This window comes from Paraburkholderia sp. 32 (assembly GCF_050435345.1).
Taxonomy (GTDB): domain Bacteria; phylum Pseudomonadota; class Gammaproteobacteria; order Burkholderiales; family Burkholderiaceae; genus Paraburkholderia; species Paraburkholderia tuberum.
Map to the genome: position 1 here is coordinate 2,325,058 of NZ_JBNDKD010000003.1, position 17,433 is coordinate 2,342,490.

11 protein-coding genes are annotated in these 17,433 nt (G+C 64.2%); 2 read left to right on the forward strand and 9 right to left on the reverse strand.

Annotated elements, in window-relative coordinates; all coding sequences use genetic code 11:
* Positions 1-58: 58 nt before the first annotated feature.
* Together OKW26_RS33605 and putA are read right to left on the reverse strand one after the other, a co-directional pair.
* Positions 59-1,207, reverse strand: coding sequence for a branched-chain amino acid ABC transporter substrate-binding protein (locus OKW26_RS33605; protein WP_184061013.1), 1,149 nt, complete (start codon positions 1,205-1,207; stop codon positions 59-61).
* A gap of 87 nt (positions 1,208-1,294) precedes the next feature.
* On the reverse strand, positions 1,295-5,233 hold the full coding sequence (gene putA, locus OKW26_RS33610) for a trifunctional transcriptional regulator/proline dehydrogenase/L-glutamate gamma-semialdehyde dehydrogenase (protein WP_429356339.1): 3,939 nt from the start codon (positions 5,231-5,233) through the stop codon (positions 1,295-1,297).
* Between the two features lie 323 nt (positions 5,234-5,556).
* Between putA and OKW26_RS33615 the strand changes: the two genes are divergently transcribed.
* Positions 5,557-5,727, forward strand: a complete 171-nt coding sequence (locus tag OKW26_RS33615; RefSeq protein WP_429335503.1) for a hypothetical protein — start codon at positions 5,557-5,559, stop codon at positions 5,725-5,727.
* 103 nt (positions 5,728-5,830) lie between these two features.
* Here the strand turns inward: OKW26_RS33615 and OKW26_RS33620 are convergent, their stop codons facing one another.
* From OKW26_RS33620 to hemE, 4 genes are all read right to left on the reverse strand, one after another.
* Complete coding sequence (locus tag OKW26_RS33620) at positions 5,831-6,109, reverse strand: hypothetical protein (protein WP_184061011.1); 279 nt, start codon at positions 6,107-6,109, stop codon at positions 5,831-5,833.
* 4 nt (positions 6,110-6,113) lie between these two features.
* Entirely contained in the window at positions 6,114-7,544 is a 1,431-nt protein-coding gene (locus OKW26_RS33625; RefSeq protein ID WP_429335504.1) for a YeiH family protein, read from the reverse strand.
* 169 nt (positions 7,545-7,713) lie between these two features.
* Positions 7,714-9,951: a primosomal protein N' gene (locus tag OKW26_RS33630; RefSeq protein WP_429356340.1), complete on the reverse strand. Its 2,238-nt coding sequence runs from the start codon at positions 9,949-9,951 to the stop codon at positions 7,714-7,716.
* A gap of 474 nt (positions 9,952-10,425) precedes the next feature.
* Positions 10,426-11,526 carry a uroporphyrinogen decarboxylase gene (gene hemE / locus OKW26_RS33635; RefSeq protein WP_184061008.1) on the reverse strand — a complete coding sequence of 367 codons (1,101 nt, stop codon included), beginning with the start codon at positions 11,524-11,526 and terminating at the stop codon, positions 10,426-10,428.
* 294 nt (positions 11,527-11,820) lie between these two features.
* Between hemE and OKW26_RS33640 the strand changes: the two genes are divergently transcribed.
* Positions 11,821-12,612, forward strand: coding sequence for a transporter substrate-binding domain-containing protein (locus tag OKW26_RS33640; RefSeq protein ID WP_184051712.1), 792 nt, complete (start codon positions 11,821-11,823; stop codon positions 12,610-12,612).
* An 814-nt stretch (positions 12,613-13,426) separates the two neighbouring features.
* On the opposite strand, the gene OKW26_RS33645 is transcribed toward OKW26_RS33640, so the two are convergent.
* The 3 genes from OKW26_RS33645 to atpD form a co-directional block, all read right to left on the reverse strand.
* Positions 13,427-15,157: an AMP-binding protein gene (locus OKW26_RS33645; protein WP_429356341.1), complete on the reverse strand. Its 1,731-nt coding sequence runs from the start codon at positions 15,155-15,157 to the stop codon at positions 13,427-13,429.
* Positions 15,158-15,391: 234 nt separating this feature from the next.
* Complete coding sequence (locus OKW26_RS33650) at positions 15,392-15,817, reverse strand: F0F1 ATP synthase subunit epsilon (protein WP_090802403.1); 426 nt, start codon at positions 15,815-15,817, stop codon at positions 15,392-15,394.
* Positions 15,818-15,975: 158 nt separating this feature from the next.
* Positions 15,976-17,370 (reverse strand): F0F1 ATP synthase subunit beta, encoded by a 1,395-nt coding sequence (gene atpD / locus OKW26_RS33655; protein WP_090802401.1) that lies wholly within the window; start codon positions 17,368-17,370, stop codon positions 15,976-15,978.
* Positions 17,371-17,433 lie beyond the last annotated feature (63 nt).

The window sequence follows — 17,433 nt, forward strand, 5'->3', positions numbered from 1 at the left end:
CCATAAAAAACCCCGCCAGAGCGGGGTTTTCTATTATCGACCGTAGTCAGCAAAAAACTTACTTGCCGCCCACGCTTTGCAGCGTCGTCCACTTGCCATCGACGACCTTGTACAGCGTGATACCGCCGTTCTTCAGATCGCCGCGCGCGTCGTACGCGAGGTTGGCCGACGTCACGGCCGGCTTCGACGTCTTGGCGAGCACCGGCAGGTACCTGGCAGGATCGGTCGAGTTCGCGTTCTTCATCGCGGTGAACATCGCCATCGCGCCATCGAACGCGTACGGCGAGTACGTTTGCACGTCTTCGTTGAAGCGCGCCTTGTACTTCTCGACGTATGCCTTGCCGCCCGGCATTTCTTCGAGCGGCAGACCGGCAAGCGAAGCCACCGTGCCGTTAGCCGCATCGCCGGCGAGCTTGATGAAGGTCGGCGTGTGGACCATTTCGCCGCCCATCAGCGGCGCCTTCACGCCGAGCTGCTTCATCTGCTTGACCATCGGTGCGGCTTGCGAATCCGCGCCGCCGTAATAGATCAGATCCGGGTTCGACGACTTCAGCTTGGTCAGGATCGACTTGAAGTCGACGGCCTTGTCGTTCGTGTATTCACGATCGACGATCGTCGCGCCTGCCGCCTTCGCAGCCTTCTCGAACTGATCCGCAAGACCCTGGCCGTAAGCGGTGCGATCGTCGACGATCGCGATCTTCTTCATGCCGAGGTTCTTCACCGCGAACGCGCCAGCGACCGAGCCTTGCTGCGTGTCGGACGTCATCATGCGGAAGGTGGTCTTGAAGCCCTGCTGCGTGTATTCCGGCGCCGTCGCCATCGCGATCTGCGGAATGCCCGCGTTCGCGTAGATGCGCGAGGCCGGAATCGTCGTGCCCGAGTTGAAGTGGCCCAGCATGCCCTTGATGCCGTCATCCACGAGCTTTTGCGCGACCGTCGTGCCGGTGCGCGGGTCGGCCTGGTCGTCGGCCGAGTCGAGCACGATGCGAACCTGCTTGCCGCCGATCACCGGCTTCGTCGCGTTGAACTCTTCGACCGCGAGCGTGATGCCGTTCTGGAAGTCCTTGCCATAGTGCGCCTGTGCGCCCGTCATCGGACCGGCGAAACCGATCTTCACGTCTTCCGTCGATTGAGCGTTGGCCGTCCCCGCCAGCGACATGGCGGCAACCAGAGCTGCGCCTGCCAGCTGTTTCATTTTGTGTTGCATAGCTTCTCCTTGGTACCAGGTGTGGATGAAGCGGTGTCGGGGTCGCCGTCCCGCTTCCTTTCTATCGAATAAATCGCCGAGGTTCGCTCAACCGATCGTCATCAAATTCGCATTGCCGCCTGCCGCCGCGGTATTCACGCTGACCGAGCGCTCGGTAAGCAGACGCTCGAGCGCATAGTCCTCGTCGCCGCTCGCGAGCGCACGGGCCGCGACGCCCTGCACCGACACGATCGGCCCCGCGCGCTTCGCGACCTCCTTCACGAGCGCGAGCAGCTCATCGCTGTCGCCTTCGAACAGCACGGCGTCGAACGGCGCGTCGGCGCTCTTCTTCACGCTCGCGTGGGCCTTCAGCGACGCCGGCAATTGCGAAACCAATTGTTCACCGGCCGCGCCCTCGAACAACGCACGATTTCCCGTAGCCAGCGCCGCCGCGAACTGCACGCGCGCGCCGCTCGCCGTCGACGCGATACACAGCACCGTGCCGCGCGGGCCCAGCGTGTACGTATTGCGCTCGCCGGTCGGCCCCGACAGTACCGCGGTCGCGCCCGCCGGCACGTGCGACAGATAGCCGTCGCAACGCGCGGCAAGCTGCGGCTCGCGCTCGGCGATCAGCCAGTCGCGCAACGCGCTCAGCGCGGCCACCGGATTGTCGCCCTGTTCTGCAGCCTGCGCCGCCTGCGGTACTTCGACCACCAGCGCCTGCGCGAGCGACTTCGGCAAACCAGCCGGACGCGTTGCGAGCAGACGCTGCAGGTATAACGCACCGCCGGCCTTCGGCCCCGTACCCGACAGTCCTTCGCCACCGAACGGTTGCACCCCGACCACCGCGCCGATCACGTTGCGGTTCACGTAGATGTTGCCTACGTGTGCGCGGCTGATCACGTGCGCGATCGTTTCGTCGATGCGCGTGTGGATGCCGAGCGTCAAACCGTAACCCGTCGCGCGAATCTGTTCGAGCAGCTTGTCGAGCTGGCTGCGGCGATAGCGCACCACGTGCAGCACCGGACCGAACACTTCGCGCTTCAGCTCGTCGATGCTGTCGAGCTCGATCAGCGTCGGCGGCACGAAAGTACCCTGCGTCGCGCCCTCCGGCAGCGGCAGTTGCTCGACCTTGCGGCCCTTGTCGCGCATCGCCGCGATGTGGGCGTCGATGCCGCGCTTCGCGTCCAGGTCGATCACCGGGCCGACGTCGGTCGACAGCCGATCCGGGTTGCCGAGCGCGAGCTCGCGCATCGCGCCCGTCAGCATTTCGAGCGTGCGGTCCGCGACATCGTCCTGCAAACAAAGAACGCGCAACGCCGAACACCGTTGACCGGCGGAGTCGAAAGACGACTGCAGCACGTCGGCGACGACCTGCTCGGCGAGCGCCGACGAGTCGACGATCATCGCGTTCTGGCCGCCGGTTTCGGCGATCAGCGGAATCGGCTTGCCATCCGGATCGAGTCGGCCGGACAGCGTCTTGTTGATCAGACGCGCGACTTCGGTCGAGCCGGTGAACATCACCGCACGCGTGCGCGGATCGGCGACCAGCGCGGCTCCGACCGTCTCGCCATTGCCCGGCAGCAGTTGCACCGCGCCCGCCGGCACGCCCGCTTCGCGCAGAATTCGCACCGCTTGAGCTGCGATCAGCGGCGTCTGCTCGGCCGGTTTCGCGAGCACCGTGTTGCCGGCCGCGAGCGCGGCGGCCACCTGGCCCATGAAAATCGCCAGCGGGAAATTCCACGGGCTGATACAGACCACCGGACCGAGCGGCCGATGTGTGTCGTTCGAAAACTCGTCGCGGATCTGCGTCGAGTAGTAGCGCAGGAAGTCGATCGCTTCGCGGATTTCCGCGACCGCGTTGGCGAGCGATTTGCCCGCTTCGCGCACCACGAGGCCCATCAGCGTGTGCATCTGCGCTTCGAGCAGATCCGCGGCGCGCGCGAGGCAATCCGCGCGCGCCTCGACCGGCGTCGCCTGCCAGATCGGCGCGGCGGCCACCGCATGGCCGAGCGCGGCGCTCACGTGCTCCGCCGTCGCTTCGACGACCGTGCCGACGAGATCACGATGGTCGGCCGGGTTGCGCACGTCGCGCCCGGCGCCGACGGCGATCTGGTTGTCTTCGAGCATCGGCGCGGCGCGCCACGGATGATGCGCGCTCGCGAGCAGCGCCGACGACAGCGACGCGAGCCGATGCTCGTTCGACAGATCGAAGCCCATCGAATTGAGCCGCTCCGCGCCATACAGATTGCGCGGCAGCGGAATGCGTGCGTGCGGCGCGCCGAGCGGCACGATTCTCGACGCTTCCTCGACCGGATCGGCGACCAGCTCCTTGATCGCGACGGATTCGTCGGCGATGCGGTTCACGAACGACGTGTTCGCGCCGTTCTCGAGCAGCCGGCGCACGAGGTACGCGAGCAGCGTCTCATGCGTACCGACCGGTGCGTACACGCGGCACGGGCGGTTCAGCTTGTCGCGGCCGGTGACTTCTTCGTAGAGCTGCTCGCCCATGCCGTGCAGGCACTGGAACTCGTACTGGCCGGGGTAGTAGTTGTTGCCTGCGAGCTGATAGATCACCGACAGCGTGTGCGCGTTGTGCGTCGCGAACTGCGGATAGACGGCATCGGGCGCGCCGAGCAGTTTCTTCGCGCAGGCGAGGTACGACACGTCGGTGTAGACCTTGCGCGTGTAGACCGGATAGCCTTCGAGGCCGTCGACCTGCGCGCGCTTGATTTCCGTATCCCAGTACGCGCCCTTCACGAGCCGCACCATGACACGGTGACGGCTGCGGCGCGCCAGATCGATCAGGTAGTCGATCACGAACGGGCAGCGCTTCTGATACGCCTGCACGACGAAGCCGATGCCGTTCCAGCCTTGCAGCTCAGGATCGAAGCACAGCGCTTCGAGCAGGTCGAGCGAGAGTTCGAGGCGGTCGGCTTCTTCGGCGTCGATATTGAGGCCGATGTCGTAGCGGCGCGCGAGGATCGCGAGCGAACGCACGCGCGGCAGCAGCTCGCTCATCGTGCGTTCCTGCTGCGCGCGCGAGTAGCGCGGATGCAGTGCGGACAGCTTGATGGAGATGCCGGGGCCTTCGTAAATGCCGCGGCCGCCCGCGGCCTTGCCGATCGCGTGGATCGCCTGCTCGTACGACGCGTAGTAGCGCTGCGCGTCGGCCTCGGTGGTGGCCGCTTCGCCGAGCATGTCGTATGAATAGCGGAAACCGCGCGCCTCGTACTTGCGGCTGTTCGCGAGCGCTTCGGAAATGTTCTCGCCCGTCACGAACTGCTCGCCCATCAGGCGCATCGCCATGTCGACGCCCTTGCGGATCAGCGGCTCGCCGCCCTTGCCGATCAGGCGCGTGAGCGCCGACGACAGGCTAGTCTCGCTATTGGTCGTCACCAGCTTGCCGGTGATCATCAGGCCCCAGGTCGCCGCGTTGACGAACAGCGACGGCGCCTGGCCGACGTGCGATTTCCAGTCGCCCTTGCTGATCTTGTCGCGGATCAGCGCGTCGCGGGTCGCGCGGTCGGGGATGCGCAGCAGCGCCTCGGCGAGGCACATCAGTGCGACGCCTTCCTGGCTCGACAGCGAAAATTCGTGGATCAGCCCTTCCACGCCGCCGCCCTTGCTCTTCGAGCGCAGCGTTTCGACGAGCTTGCCGGCCATCGCCTGCACGTCGCCGGCGAGGTTGGCCGGCAGACGCGCCTGGCCGAGCAGGAACGGCACGCACTCGGGTTCAGGGCGGCGATACGCGGCGGTGATCGCCGCGCGCAGCACCGACTGCGGTTGCACGTTCTGCGCAAAATCGAGAAACGGATGGGATGCGCCGTCTTCCTCGTTCTCGACCGCCGCGCCGTCGGCGAGATCGGCCGTGCCGGTCGCGCCTGACAGTTCGGGCGGCAACTGGCCGTGCTCGATCTTTTCGAGGTAGGCGAAAATCGCCTGCTTGATCAACCAGTGCGGGGTGCGCTCGAGGCGGGTGGCGGCATCTTTGAGCCGGGAACGCAGGAGGTCGTCGACCTTGACGCCAAGGGTGGTGCTAGCCATGTTTCCTTCTCTGATATCGGGCGCGAGCCTGGCGAAAGACTAAAAGTTGGGCGAATCGTACGCCTCCAAATAAAAAGGTGCAACCAAATCGGCAGGTTGGTTGCACCCCGTCGGAAGCCTTATGGAACATGGGTTTCCGGACGGTGACCGACAGTCGAACCGGGGTGTTTTCGATCGGTACTTTCCCTGGCGTGATTCTTTTTGAAATAAGCCTTATCAAACGACTTCGCGCGCCGATATACAGAAGCACGAAGACGGACGGCCCGAAACGTCGGTTTCAGGGCACGCAGAAAAGATAAACGGGGTTCTCGAGGGTTGGTGTAATGGAAAAGTGGCTGGTAATACTGGGCATCTGGGCGCTGTGCGCGGCCTGTGCGGTGTTTTTCATTCGAGGCGCGACACGGGGCTCGAATCGGCGCGAAGAGGAGCGCAAGCGTGCGAGCGCGGCCTCGCGTGGATCGGCGGGCGATACGCGAAACGCGCTGAACGACTGAGATCAGGAGAGGCGCGCAACGGCTCATGAAGCCGGATGCGCGCGAATGTGGGGATTCGCGACTGGATTGGCGCGGGGAGTTGCGCCTGAAGATCGCTGTTGGATCAGCGCGGCCCGAGCGACGGCGCAACCGGCTCGAACCGCGCACAGACATCGCCGGGCGATACCAACTGGTCATGCAGACCACACAGCCGGCTATCGGCGACGCTCGCGCCGAACCCTGAACTGAACACGGCAAGCCCTGGGATGCGCTGCTCGAGCGCATCCCGTTCGCTCACGCGATGCCGGCATGCGGCGCAGCAGGGCGCGTCCGCCGCGCAGCTGCGCTCTACGGCGCCTACGTATGGCGCAGCGCCGGCGCCACGATCCATCGAAATCTTCATGGCGTTATCCGAGGCTGTTCCAGTACGACGCGAACACGTGTGCGGACAGCGCGTAACCGATCGCGATATTGACCACCACGCCCGCCGTGAACGCGAGGAACGGCTTCAGACCGGTCGCGGCAAGCGAGCGCAAGCGCGTCGTCAGACCGATGCTCAGGAAGCAGAAGGTGAACGCCCACGTGCGCAGCACCGTGATCGGCGCGACGAACTCCGGCGTGACGACCTTACGGTAATCGGCGAGTGAATAATGGCTCGCGATCCACGTGACCAACGCCGACGCGATCACGAAGCCGATCACGAACTTGGGGAAACGCGCCCAGATCTCACCGGCATTCGCGCGCGCGGCGACGCCGCTGTCCTGCGCTTCCCAGCGCGTCGTCGCGACGATTGCGAGCACGAACGCCCAGATGCCGATCCAGATGTCGCGGCCGACCACCTTCATCAGCGTGAAGGCCTGCAACGACGCTTCCGGCGCGCCGGCGATCGCGCCGCCTGCGTGGCGCGCGAAATCGCCGTAGGCCTGGGCAGCGGCGATGCCCGCGGCGTCGGCGAATTCGGAGGTGCCGATCCAGGCGCCGGCGACGGCCGTCGGCAGTCCGAGCGAGCGCGACGCGAACGGCAGCACGAAGATCATCACGATCGCCCACAGCACGACCAGCGTGATCGCGACCGACGCCTGCTCGCGTTTCGCCCGTACCGCGCCGGCAATCGCGATCGCTGCCGACACGCCGCACACCGCGCCGCCGACACCGAGCACGGCGGCAAAGCGTCGATCGAGTCCGAATGCTCGCGCAACGAGAAAGATCACGAAGAACGTCACCAACGACACGATGCTCGCCTGGACGACCGCGACCGGACCGGCCCACACGAGCAGCGTGAACGGCAGCGTCGCGCCGAGCAGCACGATACCGACCTTGATGTAAAACTCGACGCGCAGCCCAGCCGCGAGCCACTCCGGCAGCGTGAACAGGTTCGACACGAGCAGCCCGAGCGCGAGCGCGACGAGCGGCGGCTCGAGGTTGTACCTGGACGCGTCGACCCATGCGCCGAGCGTCAGAATCAGCGCGGAAGCGACGAACACCACGACGAACGCGGCGAGAAACGCGCCGACGCGCTGCCGGAGCAGGGCGACGCTCGCGCCGAACAGCACCGCGAATGTCGCGAATAGCGCGAAGTAGTTGGGTAGATGCTTGCCGATGTCCTGCGCGGCCTGCGCGACGCTCGACCATTTGGCCGGCGCAACCGCGAGCCACTTGATGCTGCTGCCCGACGCGAACAGCGCCCACGCGATCACGATCACGAGCAGGCCGACGCCCGCGGCGAGCCAGTCTTCGGTCAGCGAAAAGCCGCTGCCTCGTGCGGTTTGCGCGTCTTGTGTACCTTGCCGCTGACCCGGCGCGGCGCCCTCCGGCACGGTGTGATGGGTGTCGCTCATTGCAGATGCCCCACGAAAGTTGAGTGGCATCGGCGCGAAGTTATTGTCGTTTAGCCCCAAAATGCGCCGATTTGGCGACTATAGGCGAGCGGGATCGCAAAGCGAAACGATCATTCGCTCTATGGATATGACTCAAAGAAGTATGGCGGGCGTCATCTGGCCCGTGGCGTCAGATGTCGAGCGGATCGACTTCGAGGTTCCAGCGCAGCACGCCCTTGAGCGCGCGCAACAGTGGCTGCCATGCGCGCAGCGTAGCCTGCAGCGCCGCGCGCGATGCGCTTTCGATCAGCAGCTGCGCGCGATGCACGTGCATCACCTTGACGATCGTGAGCGGGACTGCGTCGTAGACGGTGACGCGCCCGGCGGCAGGAATCCGCGCAAGTTCGGCGGCGGCCTGCTGCAGAAACGCGAGCGCCGCTTCGAGCGTGCGGCCTTCGGCGCGCAACAGCGCCTGGTAGACGAACGGCGGCAGGTGCGCGTCGCGTCGCTCGGCGAGCGTCGCATTGGCGAAGCCGACGTAGTCATGACGGCACAGCGCGTGATACAGCGCGTGACGCGGATAGCGCGTCTGCACCAGCACTTCGCCCGGCAGACCGGCGCGGCCCGCGCGGCCGCTCACCTGCATCAGCTGGGCGAACAGGCGCTCGCTCGCGCGGAAATCATGCGAAAACAGCGCGGTATCGGCGTTCAGCACGCCAACCAGTGACACGCGCTGGAAATCGTGTCCCTTCGCGATCATCTGCGTGCCGACCAGAATATCGACCTCGCCCGCGTGCACGTCCGAGAACAACGCCTGCGCGCTGCCCTTGCGGCGCGTGCTGTCGGCGTCGATTCGCAGCACGCGGGCGCCCGGCACCGCGCTCGCAAGCGTTTCCTCGACGCGCTGCGTGCCGCGCCCGAGCGGTGCGATATCGACGTTGCCGCACTCCGGGCACGAACGCGGGATACGAGACTCCCAGCCGCAGTGATGGCAGCGCAGCGCGCGCTCGGGCTTGTGCAGCACGACGTAGGCGCTGCAGCGCGGACAACCGGCCACCCAGCCGCACGCGTCGCAGGCGAGTTGCGGCGCGTAGCCACGGCGGTTGAGGAACACGAGGCTCTGCTCGCCGCGTTCGAGCCGCGCCTTCATCGCGGCGATCAACGGGCCCGACAAACCTTCGATCGATGCCCGCCCGCGTCGGCGCTCGTCTTCGAGATCGATGAGACGCACGCTCGGCAGTGCGGCCTCGGCGACGGCGCGGCGCGACAGCGTGAGCCGCTCGTAGCGGCCCTGATCTGCCTGCCACCAGCTCTCGAGCGACGGCGTCGCCGAGCCAAGCACGACCGGCACGCCGAGTTGCTTCGCCCGATAGATCGCGAGATCGCGCGCCGAATAGCGCAAGCCTTCCTGCTGCTTGTAGGCCGGATCGTGCTCCTCGTCGACGACGATGATCGCCAGCCGCGGCAGCGACGCGAGCACCGCGAGCCGCGTGCCGAGCACGATGCGCGCGCGGCCGGTATGCGCGGCGAACCAGTTGCGGGCGCGCTCGCCTTCGGCGAGGCCGCTATGCAGCGTGACGATCGCGCTGGCGTCGAGCGCGGCGAAGCGGGCGCGGAACGCCGCCTCGAACTGCGGCGTCAGGTTGATTTCCGGTACCAGCACGAGCGCTTGCGCATCGGGCTTGCCGGCCAGAATCGCGGCGAGCGCGCGCAGATACACCTCGGTCTTGCCGCTGCCCGTCACCCCGTGCAGCAGGAACGGCGCGAAGCCGTGGGCGTCGCGGATCGCTTCGACGGCACTCGCCTGTTCGTCGGTGAGGGTTGGCAGGGCAGGCGCGGGCATGTTCGGCAGCGACGCGGCGGCGGGCACCGTGGCGGCGTCGATCACATCGAGCGTGACCCAGCCTGCCGTCTGCCATGTGTCGAGTGTCGCCAGCGCCTTCGGATGCAGCGCGCGGGCGTCGGCAGCGAGGAGGAAGTCGGCTTGAGCGAGCGCTTGAGCGAGCGCTCGGAGCGCGGTCGCGCGGGCCGGCAAGGCGTCAGGCAATACCGTGCGGCCCTCGGCCGTCAACCGATAGCGCTCTTCCGGGGCGAACAGCCGTGACCAGCGCGACGCGTCGCGCAGCGCCTGCGGCAGCCCCGGCAGCGCCACTTCGCCGAGACCGCGCTGATAGTAGTCCGCGGCGAATGCGGCGAGCGCGAGCCAATGTGTCGACACCGGCGGACACGCCGTGCAGACCTGATCCACATCACGCAGGCGCTCGGCCGGCACGTCGCTGTGAGCGGTCACTTCGCAAACGAGCCCCACCACGTGCCGCTTGCCAAACGGAACGCTGACGAGCGTGCCTACGACAGCCGCCCCGGAGATGTCGCAGCGGTAGTCGAACAGGGTCGGCAGCGGATGGTCGAGCGCGACGCGGACGAACATTTCGTTCACTCGGCGTGGCGCTGAGGATGAGCCGGCACGAGGCCAACTCGCGGCGCGGGGTGGGTCGCACGGAACGCGAAGCCGTAGAAGTTAAAGTAAAACCTTAATTTCACCGCTAAGTTTTGGATTCGACTGAACAATTGCGCTCGGCTCGCGGCCCTGTGGATAACTTTGTTGAGAACTTCGCTTCGACGGGCCGCAAACGGCGCCGCGACGGCCTTGTGTGGGATTCCGCACATTTCATCACGCGCCCCGCAAACCCTTGCCCGACAAGGCTCAGATCAAATGCGCCGAGTATGTGCAAGGGTCGGGGCACGATTAAAGTCTCTACCGCGCCGCAGCGTGCGAAGTGTGCATAAGTCAGCTCTTGACTTTCGTAAGACCACCATCTGGCGGCGTATTCGCGGAGCTGCGGTCCTTAGGGCGAGAGCCCAATTCGCTGCGATGCAACAAGAAACGGTAATGATTACACACTCACGCGGGCGTATGTGCGCCACTACGAATAGCGCGACTGTGACGATGCACTTCGTCGACCAGTTCAGCAACATGCTCTGGCGGCGTGAACTGTGAAATGCCGTGACCCAGATTGAAAACGTGGCCGGGATGGTTACCGAAACTGTCGAGCACCGCGCGCGCTTCCATGCGGATCGCGGCAGGCGGCGCAAACAACACCGACGGATCGATGTTGCCCTGAAGCGCCACCTTGCCACCGACACGTTCGCGCGCCTTGCCGAGGTTCACGGTCCAGTCGAGGCCCACCGCGTCGACGCCGCTCGCGGCGATGTCGTCGAGCCACAAGCCGCCCCCCTTCGTGAACGCGATTACGGGCACTTTTTCGCCGTCGTGTTCGCGCTTCAGCTGGCTGACCACCTGCTCGATGTAGCGCAGCGAAAAGCGCTGATAGATGCCATCGGCGAGCGCTCCGCCCCATGTGTCGAAAATCATCACCGCTTGCGCGCCAGCTTCGATCTGCGCGTTCAGATATGCCGCGACCGAGCGCGCGTTGACCTCGAGAATCCGCTGCAGCAGATCGGGACGCGCGTACAGCATCGATTTGACGGTGCGAAAGTCCGCCGAGCCGCTGCCTTCCACCATGTAGCACGCGAGCGTCCACGGGCTGCCTGAGAAACCGATCAGAGGCACGCGCTGGCGGCCTTGCGCGTCCTTCAGCGCCGAGCGGATTTCACGCACGGCGTCGGTCACGTAGCGCAGTGTCGCGTCGATGTCGGGCACCGCTAGGCGCGCGACGTCGTCTTCGGTGCGCACCGGACGGGCAAATCTCGGCCCTTCGCCGTTGACGAACTCGAGACCGAGGCCCATCGCGTCGGGCACGGTCAGGATGTCGGAGAACAGGATCGCGGCGTCGAGCGGATAGCGATCGAGGGGCTGCAAGGTGACTTCCGTCGCGAAAGCCGGGTTCTTCGCGAGACCGAGGAAACTGCCCGCGCGGCCGCGCGTGGCGTTGTATTCCGGCAGATAGCGGCCAGCCTGCCGCATCAGCCAGATCGGCGTGTAGTCGGTGGGCTGGCGCAGCAGCGCGCGCAGAAAAGTGTCGTTCAGGAGTTGATGGGCCACGTTGCGTGCGACTGAAGAGCTGAGGGCAAAGGAGCATTTTACCGGAGGCGGCTCCGGACATCGCGCGTCGCGGGGTAATGAATGTTGCGACGGCGCGTCGTGGGAAGCGGGCGGAAAGCAGCTCGGACGCACCTCGATCAGCTACCGCCCGCCACTGCCCGCGCGGGTCAGGGTCGGTGTCTTCCGCTGCCCGGGTCGCCCTGGCTGAACGGCCGATGTTCAAGCCCGCGCTGCCAAGCTACTATCCAACAGCTTTACCGATGAATTGCACACTACACACCACCAGGAGACTCGATGAAGAAGGCAGCACTCGCAATGCTCGGCGCGCTCGCCGGCGTCCTGATGCACGTCGGCGTAGCCAGCGCGCAAAACGCCGCGCCCGCGCCGTCCAGGCTCGACGACATCATCAGCCGCGGCACGCTGCGCGCTTGCACTACCGGCGACTACAAGCCGTATTCGTTCTACAGGGGCGATGGCCAGTTCGAGGGCATCGATATCGACATGGCTGAATCGCTCGCGAAGTCGCTCGGCGTGAAGGTCGAGTTCGTCAAGACGTCGTGGTCGAACCTGATGAACGACTTCGTCGCAAAGTGCGACATCGGCATTGGCGGTGTGTCGCCGACGCTCGAGCGCCAGAAGCATGCGTTCTTCACACAGGCTTACATGATCGACGGCAAAACGCCGATCGTCCGTTGCGACGACGTCAACAAATACCAGACGGTCGCGCAGATCGATCAACCGTCCACACGAGTGATCGTCAATCCGGGGGGCACCAACGAGAAGTTCGCGAAGCAATACTTCACGCACGCAAACGTGACCGTTTATCCGGACAACGTGACGATCTTCAAGCAGATCCTCGCGGGCAAGGCGGACGTGATGGTGACGGATGCGTCGGAAACGCTGCTGCAGCAGAAACTCAATCCCGGCCTCTGCTCGGTGCATCCGGACAAGCCGTTCCAGTACGGCGAGAAGGCATGGTTGCTACCGCGCGGGGATGTCGCGTTCCAGCAATACGTCGATCAGTGGCTGCATCTCGCTCGAGCGACCGGCGAGTATCAGGCTATCTCGGACAAGTGGTTGAAGTAAGCCGACCGTGTCCGTTGGAGGGCGTCAGTTGCTGACTGATTGCGAGGGCGGCCTGCGCAGGCCTTGAAATTTGGTGCCGGCGATGATGTAACGAAGGGCGACGTCGTCGGGTCGTATAACTGTCCGGGTCAGGTCCAAGGTGCAGCGATGCGCCCCTTTCCAATACGCTGCACAAGCGGATTTGCTTTGCTGCATTGCATCACAGGTTTTTCATCGAATTGCGATGTATTTCGGGGCAGGGTCCCAGCGCTGGTACCGCAGGAAATTCGTCGCTCGAACGCTGCAGACGCAACCATCTCACGCTGATGAGTGACCCAATTTCTGCTGCACCAGGCGTCATGAATGGCATCAATCATGCATATTAAATTGCGGCGTAGTCATCGGTAATAACTACGTTTTAAAGATTTCATTTTGGCAATAAATCCCGCAGCGCCTTATCTGGCGGGCGTTACAACCTGAAACACTTTGTTACCGCGTTCATAGAGTAATTCGCCCACAATGCCCTCAACGGTTTCAACACGGATGTGGCTGTGTGCGTGGTGTGAGCGGATACGATGCACTTGCCGGTCGGCGCTTGCCGAAGCCCTGTAAAGGGGCATCCCTGCTGGGGCCGTCATCGACGCAGGGGCGTCGTGATAACCGTCCCATCTTTGGTCTCCTCGCGCTAACCCCGTAGCGTGTGGTTTTTAGCGGGCTCCAGGCCCGCTTTTTTTTCGCCTGCTCAAACGTTTGCGCGCGACGAATCCTCGCCGCGCAACTCCTGTTCTACCGTACCTATTTGGCATATTTGGCTGCGCAGCGTGCTGCGGCGGCGTCATGCCGTCTTATCCTCTCTGAGTTTCAACTCGCCGATCATCCGTTCGCGCATCACGAATTTTTGCACCTTGCCGGTCACGGTCATCGGCAGTTCATCGACGAAGCGGATATATCGCGGCACCTTGTAGTGCGCAATCTGTCCCTGGCAGAACTGCTGGATTTCTTCTGCCGTCGCCTGTTCGCCGGTCCGCAGCACGATCCACGCGCATACTTCTTCGCCATACCTGGTATCGGGAACGCCGAACACCTGCACGCTCTGGATCTTCGGGTGACGGAACAGAAACTCCTCGATCTCGCGCGGATAGATGTTTTCGCCGCCGCGAATCAGCATGTCCTTCAGCCGGCCAACGATGTTGCAATAGCCTTCGGCGTCGAGCGTCGCGAGGTCGCCCGTGTGCATCCAGCCGTCGACGATACTCTCGTGCGTCTTCGCGTCGTCCCCCCAGTAACCGAGCATCACCGAGTAGCCGCGCGTGCATAGCTCGCCCGTTTCGCCGACCGGCACGATATTGCCGAGCGGATCGACGATTTTCACTTCGAGATGCGGCTGGATGCGCCCGACTGTCGTCGTACGCTTGTCGAGCGGATCGGTCGTCGAGCTCTGGAACGAGACAGGGCTGGTTTCCGTCATGCCGTAGGCGATCGTGATCTCGCTCAGGTGCATCTTCGAGACGACCTTCTTCATCGTCTCGATCGGGCACGGCGAGCCCGCCATGATGCCGGTGCGCAGCCGCGAGAAGTCGTACGAGGCGAAGGTCGGATGGTCGAGTTCTGCGATGAACATCGTCGGGACGCCGTGCAGCGCGGTGCATTTTTCCTCCGCGGTCGCGGTGAGTGTCGCGGCCGGATCGAAGCCCTCGCCCGGAAACACCATGTTCGCCCCGACCGACACGCACGCGAGCACCGCCAGCACCATCCCGAAGCAGTGGTACAGCGGCACTGGAATGCACAGGCCGTCCTGCTCGCTGAGCCGCATCGCCATCGCGATATAGCGCGCGTTGTTCACGACGTTGCGATGCGTCAGCGTCGCGCCCTTCGGATTGCCCGTCGTGCCGCTCGTGAACTGGATGTTGATCGGCTCCCGGCACGACAGCGTCGCGCCGATCGCATCGAGCCGAGTGGCGTCGAACGACGCACGGCCACGCTCGATCACGTCGGAAAAGCTCAGCATGCCTGGGGTCTCCGTGTCGCACATGCGGATCACGTAGCGCAGTTCCGGCAGCCGCGCGGCATGCAGTTCGCCCGGCGGCTGCGTCGCCAATTCGGGCGCGAGTTCCTGCAGCATCTCGAGGTACATCGACGTCTTGAAGCGCTCGGCGGTGATGATCGCCTTGCAACCGGCCTTGTTCAGCGCGTATTCGAGCTCCGCGAGCCGGTAGGCAGGATTGATGTTGACGAGGATCGCGCCGATACGCGCGGTCGCGAACTGCGTCAGCAGCCACTCGACGCGGTTCGGCGACCAGATGCCGACGCGATCGCCCTTCGCGATGCCGAGTGCAAGCAGCCCGGACGCAAGCACATCCACTTCCTGCGCGAATTCGCTCCACGTCCAGCGGATGCGCTGCTCCCGAAACACCACGGCCGGCCGGTCGGGAAAACGCGCCGCGGTGTCGCGCAGAAGCTCGCCGACGGTCGCTTCGCTCAACGGATTTTCGGTCGACCCGCGCACATACGACAGTCCATCCGCAGGTTCGATGAGCGCACCTTCTCCCGAGCTATGCGTTGCCATGGTGTTGTCTCCGTGAGCGCAAGCGCGCTCGATTGAAATGAATTTGAAATCGATTGTGCACCGGCGCGTATCCGGCCGGCATCAAGTCTTACCCGCACCGCGTCGCATCGACCGCGGCGAGCGGCGACCGTCCGTTTCTCCAACCTCGTGGATTTTGCCGACCTTTACGTAAACGTCAACTAGCTATCAAAAAAAAGCAGCCGCGCAGGCTGCTTTCTTCCACTAGGTGCTGCTTTAGTGCTGGCCGCGCAGCTTGCGCAGACGCTGGATTGCCGCGAGCTGCGCCGTCGCGTACGCGAGTTCCGCCTGTGCGGTCGCGTACTCGAGGTTCGAGCCCGTGTTCTGCAGCGCCTCTTCCGCACGCTTGCGTGCGTCTTCGGCCTTGGCTTCGTCGAGATCCTTGCCGCGGATCGCGGTGTCGGCGAGAACCGTCACTGCACCCGGTTGGACCTCGAGGATGCCGCCGGCGACGAACACAAACTCTTCTTCGCCGTTTTCAACTTCGATGCGCACCGCACCCGGACGGATCCGCGTGATGAGCGGCGTGTGGCCCGGCAGAATGCCGAGTTCACCCGCTTCGCCTGGCAGCGCGACGAACTTCGCCTGGCCCGAAAAGATTTGCTCTTCCGCGCTGACGACGTCTACTTTAATGGTTGCCATATGTGTCGACTCCTGTCGACGAGAGTTAGCGCTTGAGTGCTGACTCCCGTCCCATGCAAGGCGGGTTGAGCGTAATCAGAGACGCTGGCTTTGCGCAACACTACCGTTTTGGCAGCCGTGATGCGCGAGGTCGGCGCCCGCTTCGTTACACCCGACCTTTACTGGATCTTCTTGGCTTTTTCGAAGGCTTCGTCGATCGTGCCGACCATGTAGAACGCTTGCTCCGGCAGGTGGTCGCACTCGCCTTCGACGATCATCTTGAAGCCACGGATCGTTTCCTTCAGCGGCACGTACTTGCCCGGCGAACCCGTGAACACTTCAGCGACGTGGAACGGCTGCGACAGGAAACGCTGAATCTTACGAGCGCGCGCGACGGCGAGCTTGTCTTCCGGCGCGAGTTCGTCCATGCCCAGAATCGCGATAATGTCGCGCAGCTCCTTATAGCGCTGCAGCGTTTGCTGCACGCCGCGCGTGATCGAATAGTGCTCTTCGCCGATCACGTGCGGGTCGATCTGACGCGAGGTCGAATCGAGCGGGTCCACCGCGGGGTAGATACCGAGCGAAGCGATGTCACGCGACAGCACGACGGTTGCGTCGAGGTGGCCGAAGGTCGTAGCCGGCGACGGGTCGGTCAAGTCGTCTGCAGGGACGTACACGGCCTGCACCGACGTGATCGAGCCAGTCTTGGTCGACGTAATACGCTCTTGCAACTTACCCATTTCTTCAGCCAGCGTCGGCTGATAGCCCACTGCCGACGGCATACGGCCGAGCAGTGCCGACACTTCGGTACCGGCCAGCGTGAAACGGTAGATGTTGTCGACGAAGAACAGCACGTCGAGGCCTTCGTCACGGAAGTGCTCGGCCATCGTCAGGCCGGTCAGCGCGACGCGCAGACGGTTGCCCGGCGGCTCGTTCATCTGGCCGTACACCAGCGCGACCTTGTCGAGAACGTTCGAGTCCTTCATTTCATGATAGAAGTCGTTCCCTTCGCGGGTACGCTCGCCCACACCGGCGAACACGGAGTAACCACCGTGTTCCTTCGCGATGTTGTTGATCAGTTCCATCATGTTCACGGTCTTGCCCACGCCGGCGCCACCGAACAGACCCACCTTACCGCCCTTCGCGAACGGGCAGATCAGGTCGATAACCTTGATGCCGGTTTCGAGCAGCTCGGTCGACGGCGACAGTTGGTCGAACGCCGGAGCCTTCTGGTGGATCGCACGCGTGGTTTCGCTCGAGATCGGGCCGGCTTCGTCGATTGGACGGCCAAGCACGTCCATGATACGGCCGAGGGTCGGCTTGCCGACCGGCACGCTGATCGGGTTGCCCGTGTTCTTCACGATCGTGCCGCGGCGCAGACCATCCGAAGCACCCAGACAGATGGTACGGACCACGCCGTCGCCCAGCTGCTGCTGGACTTCGAGCGTCAGTTCCGAACCTTCCAGAATGAGCGCGTCGTAGATCTTCGGCATGGTTTCACGCGGAAATTCCACGTCGATCACCGCGCCGATGCACTGTACGATCTTGCCTTCTACCAAAGCAGTAGTACTCATCGCTTTTCCTTTAGATACTCAATTCTTGACTCGCGCAAAGGCGCAGTTTCTCCGATGGGCGCG

Excerpts from the sequence above, each read along its gene's own strand:
- OKW26_RS33615 (WP_429335503.1), top strand. The coding sequence starts at position 5,557 with ATGGAAAAGTGGCTGGTAATACTGGGCATCTGGGCGCTGTGCGCGGCC.
- atpD (WP_090802401.1), bottom strand. The coding sequence starts at position 17,370 with ATGAGTACTACTGCTTTGGTAGAAGGCAAGATCGTACAGTGCATCGGC.
- OKW26_RS33640 (WP_184051712.1), top strand. The coding sequence starts at position 11,821 with ATGAAGAAGGCAGCACTCGCAATGCTCGGCGCGCTCGCCGGCGTCCTG.
- OKW26_RS33645 (WP_429356341.1), bottom strand. The coding sequence starts at position 15,157 with ATGGCAACGCATAGCTCGGGAGAAGGTGCGCTCATCGAACCTGCGGAT.
- OKW26_RS33650 (WP_090802403.1), bottom strand. The coding sequence starts at position 15,817 with ATGGCAACCATTAAAGTAGACGTCGTCAGCGCGGAAGAGCAAATCTTT.
- OKW26_RS33630 (WP_429356340.1), bottom strand. The coding sequence starts at position 9,951 with ATGTTCGTCCGCGTCGCGCTCGACCATCCGCTGCCGACCCTGTTCGAC.
- OKW26_RS33620 (WP_184061011.1), bottom strand. The coding sequence starts at position 6,109 with ATGAAGATTTCGATGGATCGTGGCGCCGGCGCTGCGCCATACGTAGGC.
- putA (WP_429356339.1), bottom strand. The coding sequence starts at position 5,233 with ATGGCTAGCACCACCCTTGGCGTCAAGGTCGACGACCTCCTGCGTTCC.
- OKW26_RS33605 (WP_184061013.1), bottom strand. The coding sequence starts at position 1,207 with ATGCAACACAAAATGAAACAGCTGGCAGGCGCAGCTCTGGTTGCCGCC.
- OKW26_RS33625 (WP_429335504.1), bottom strand. The coding sequence starts at position 7,544 with ATGAGCGACACCCATCACACCGTGCCGGAGGGCGCCGCGCCGGGTCAG.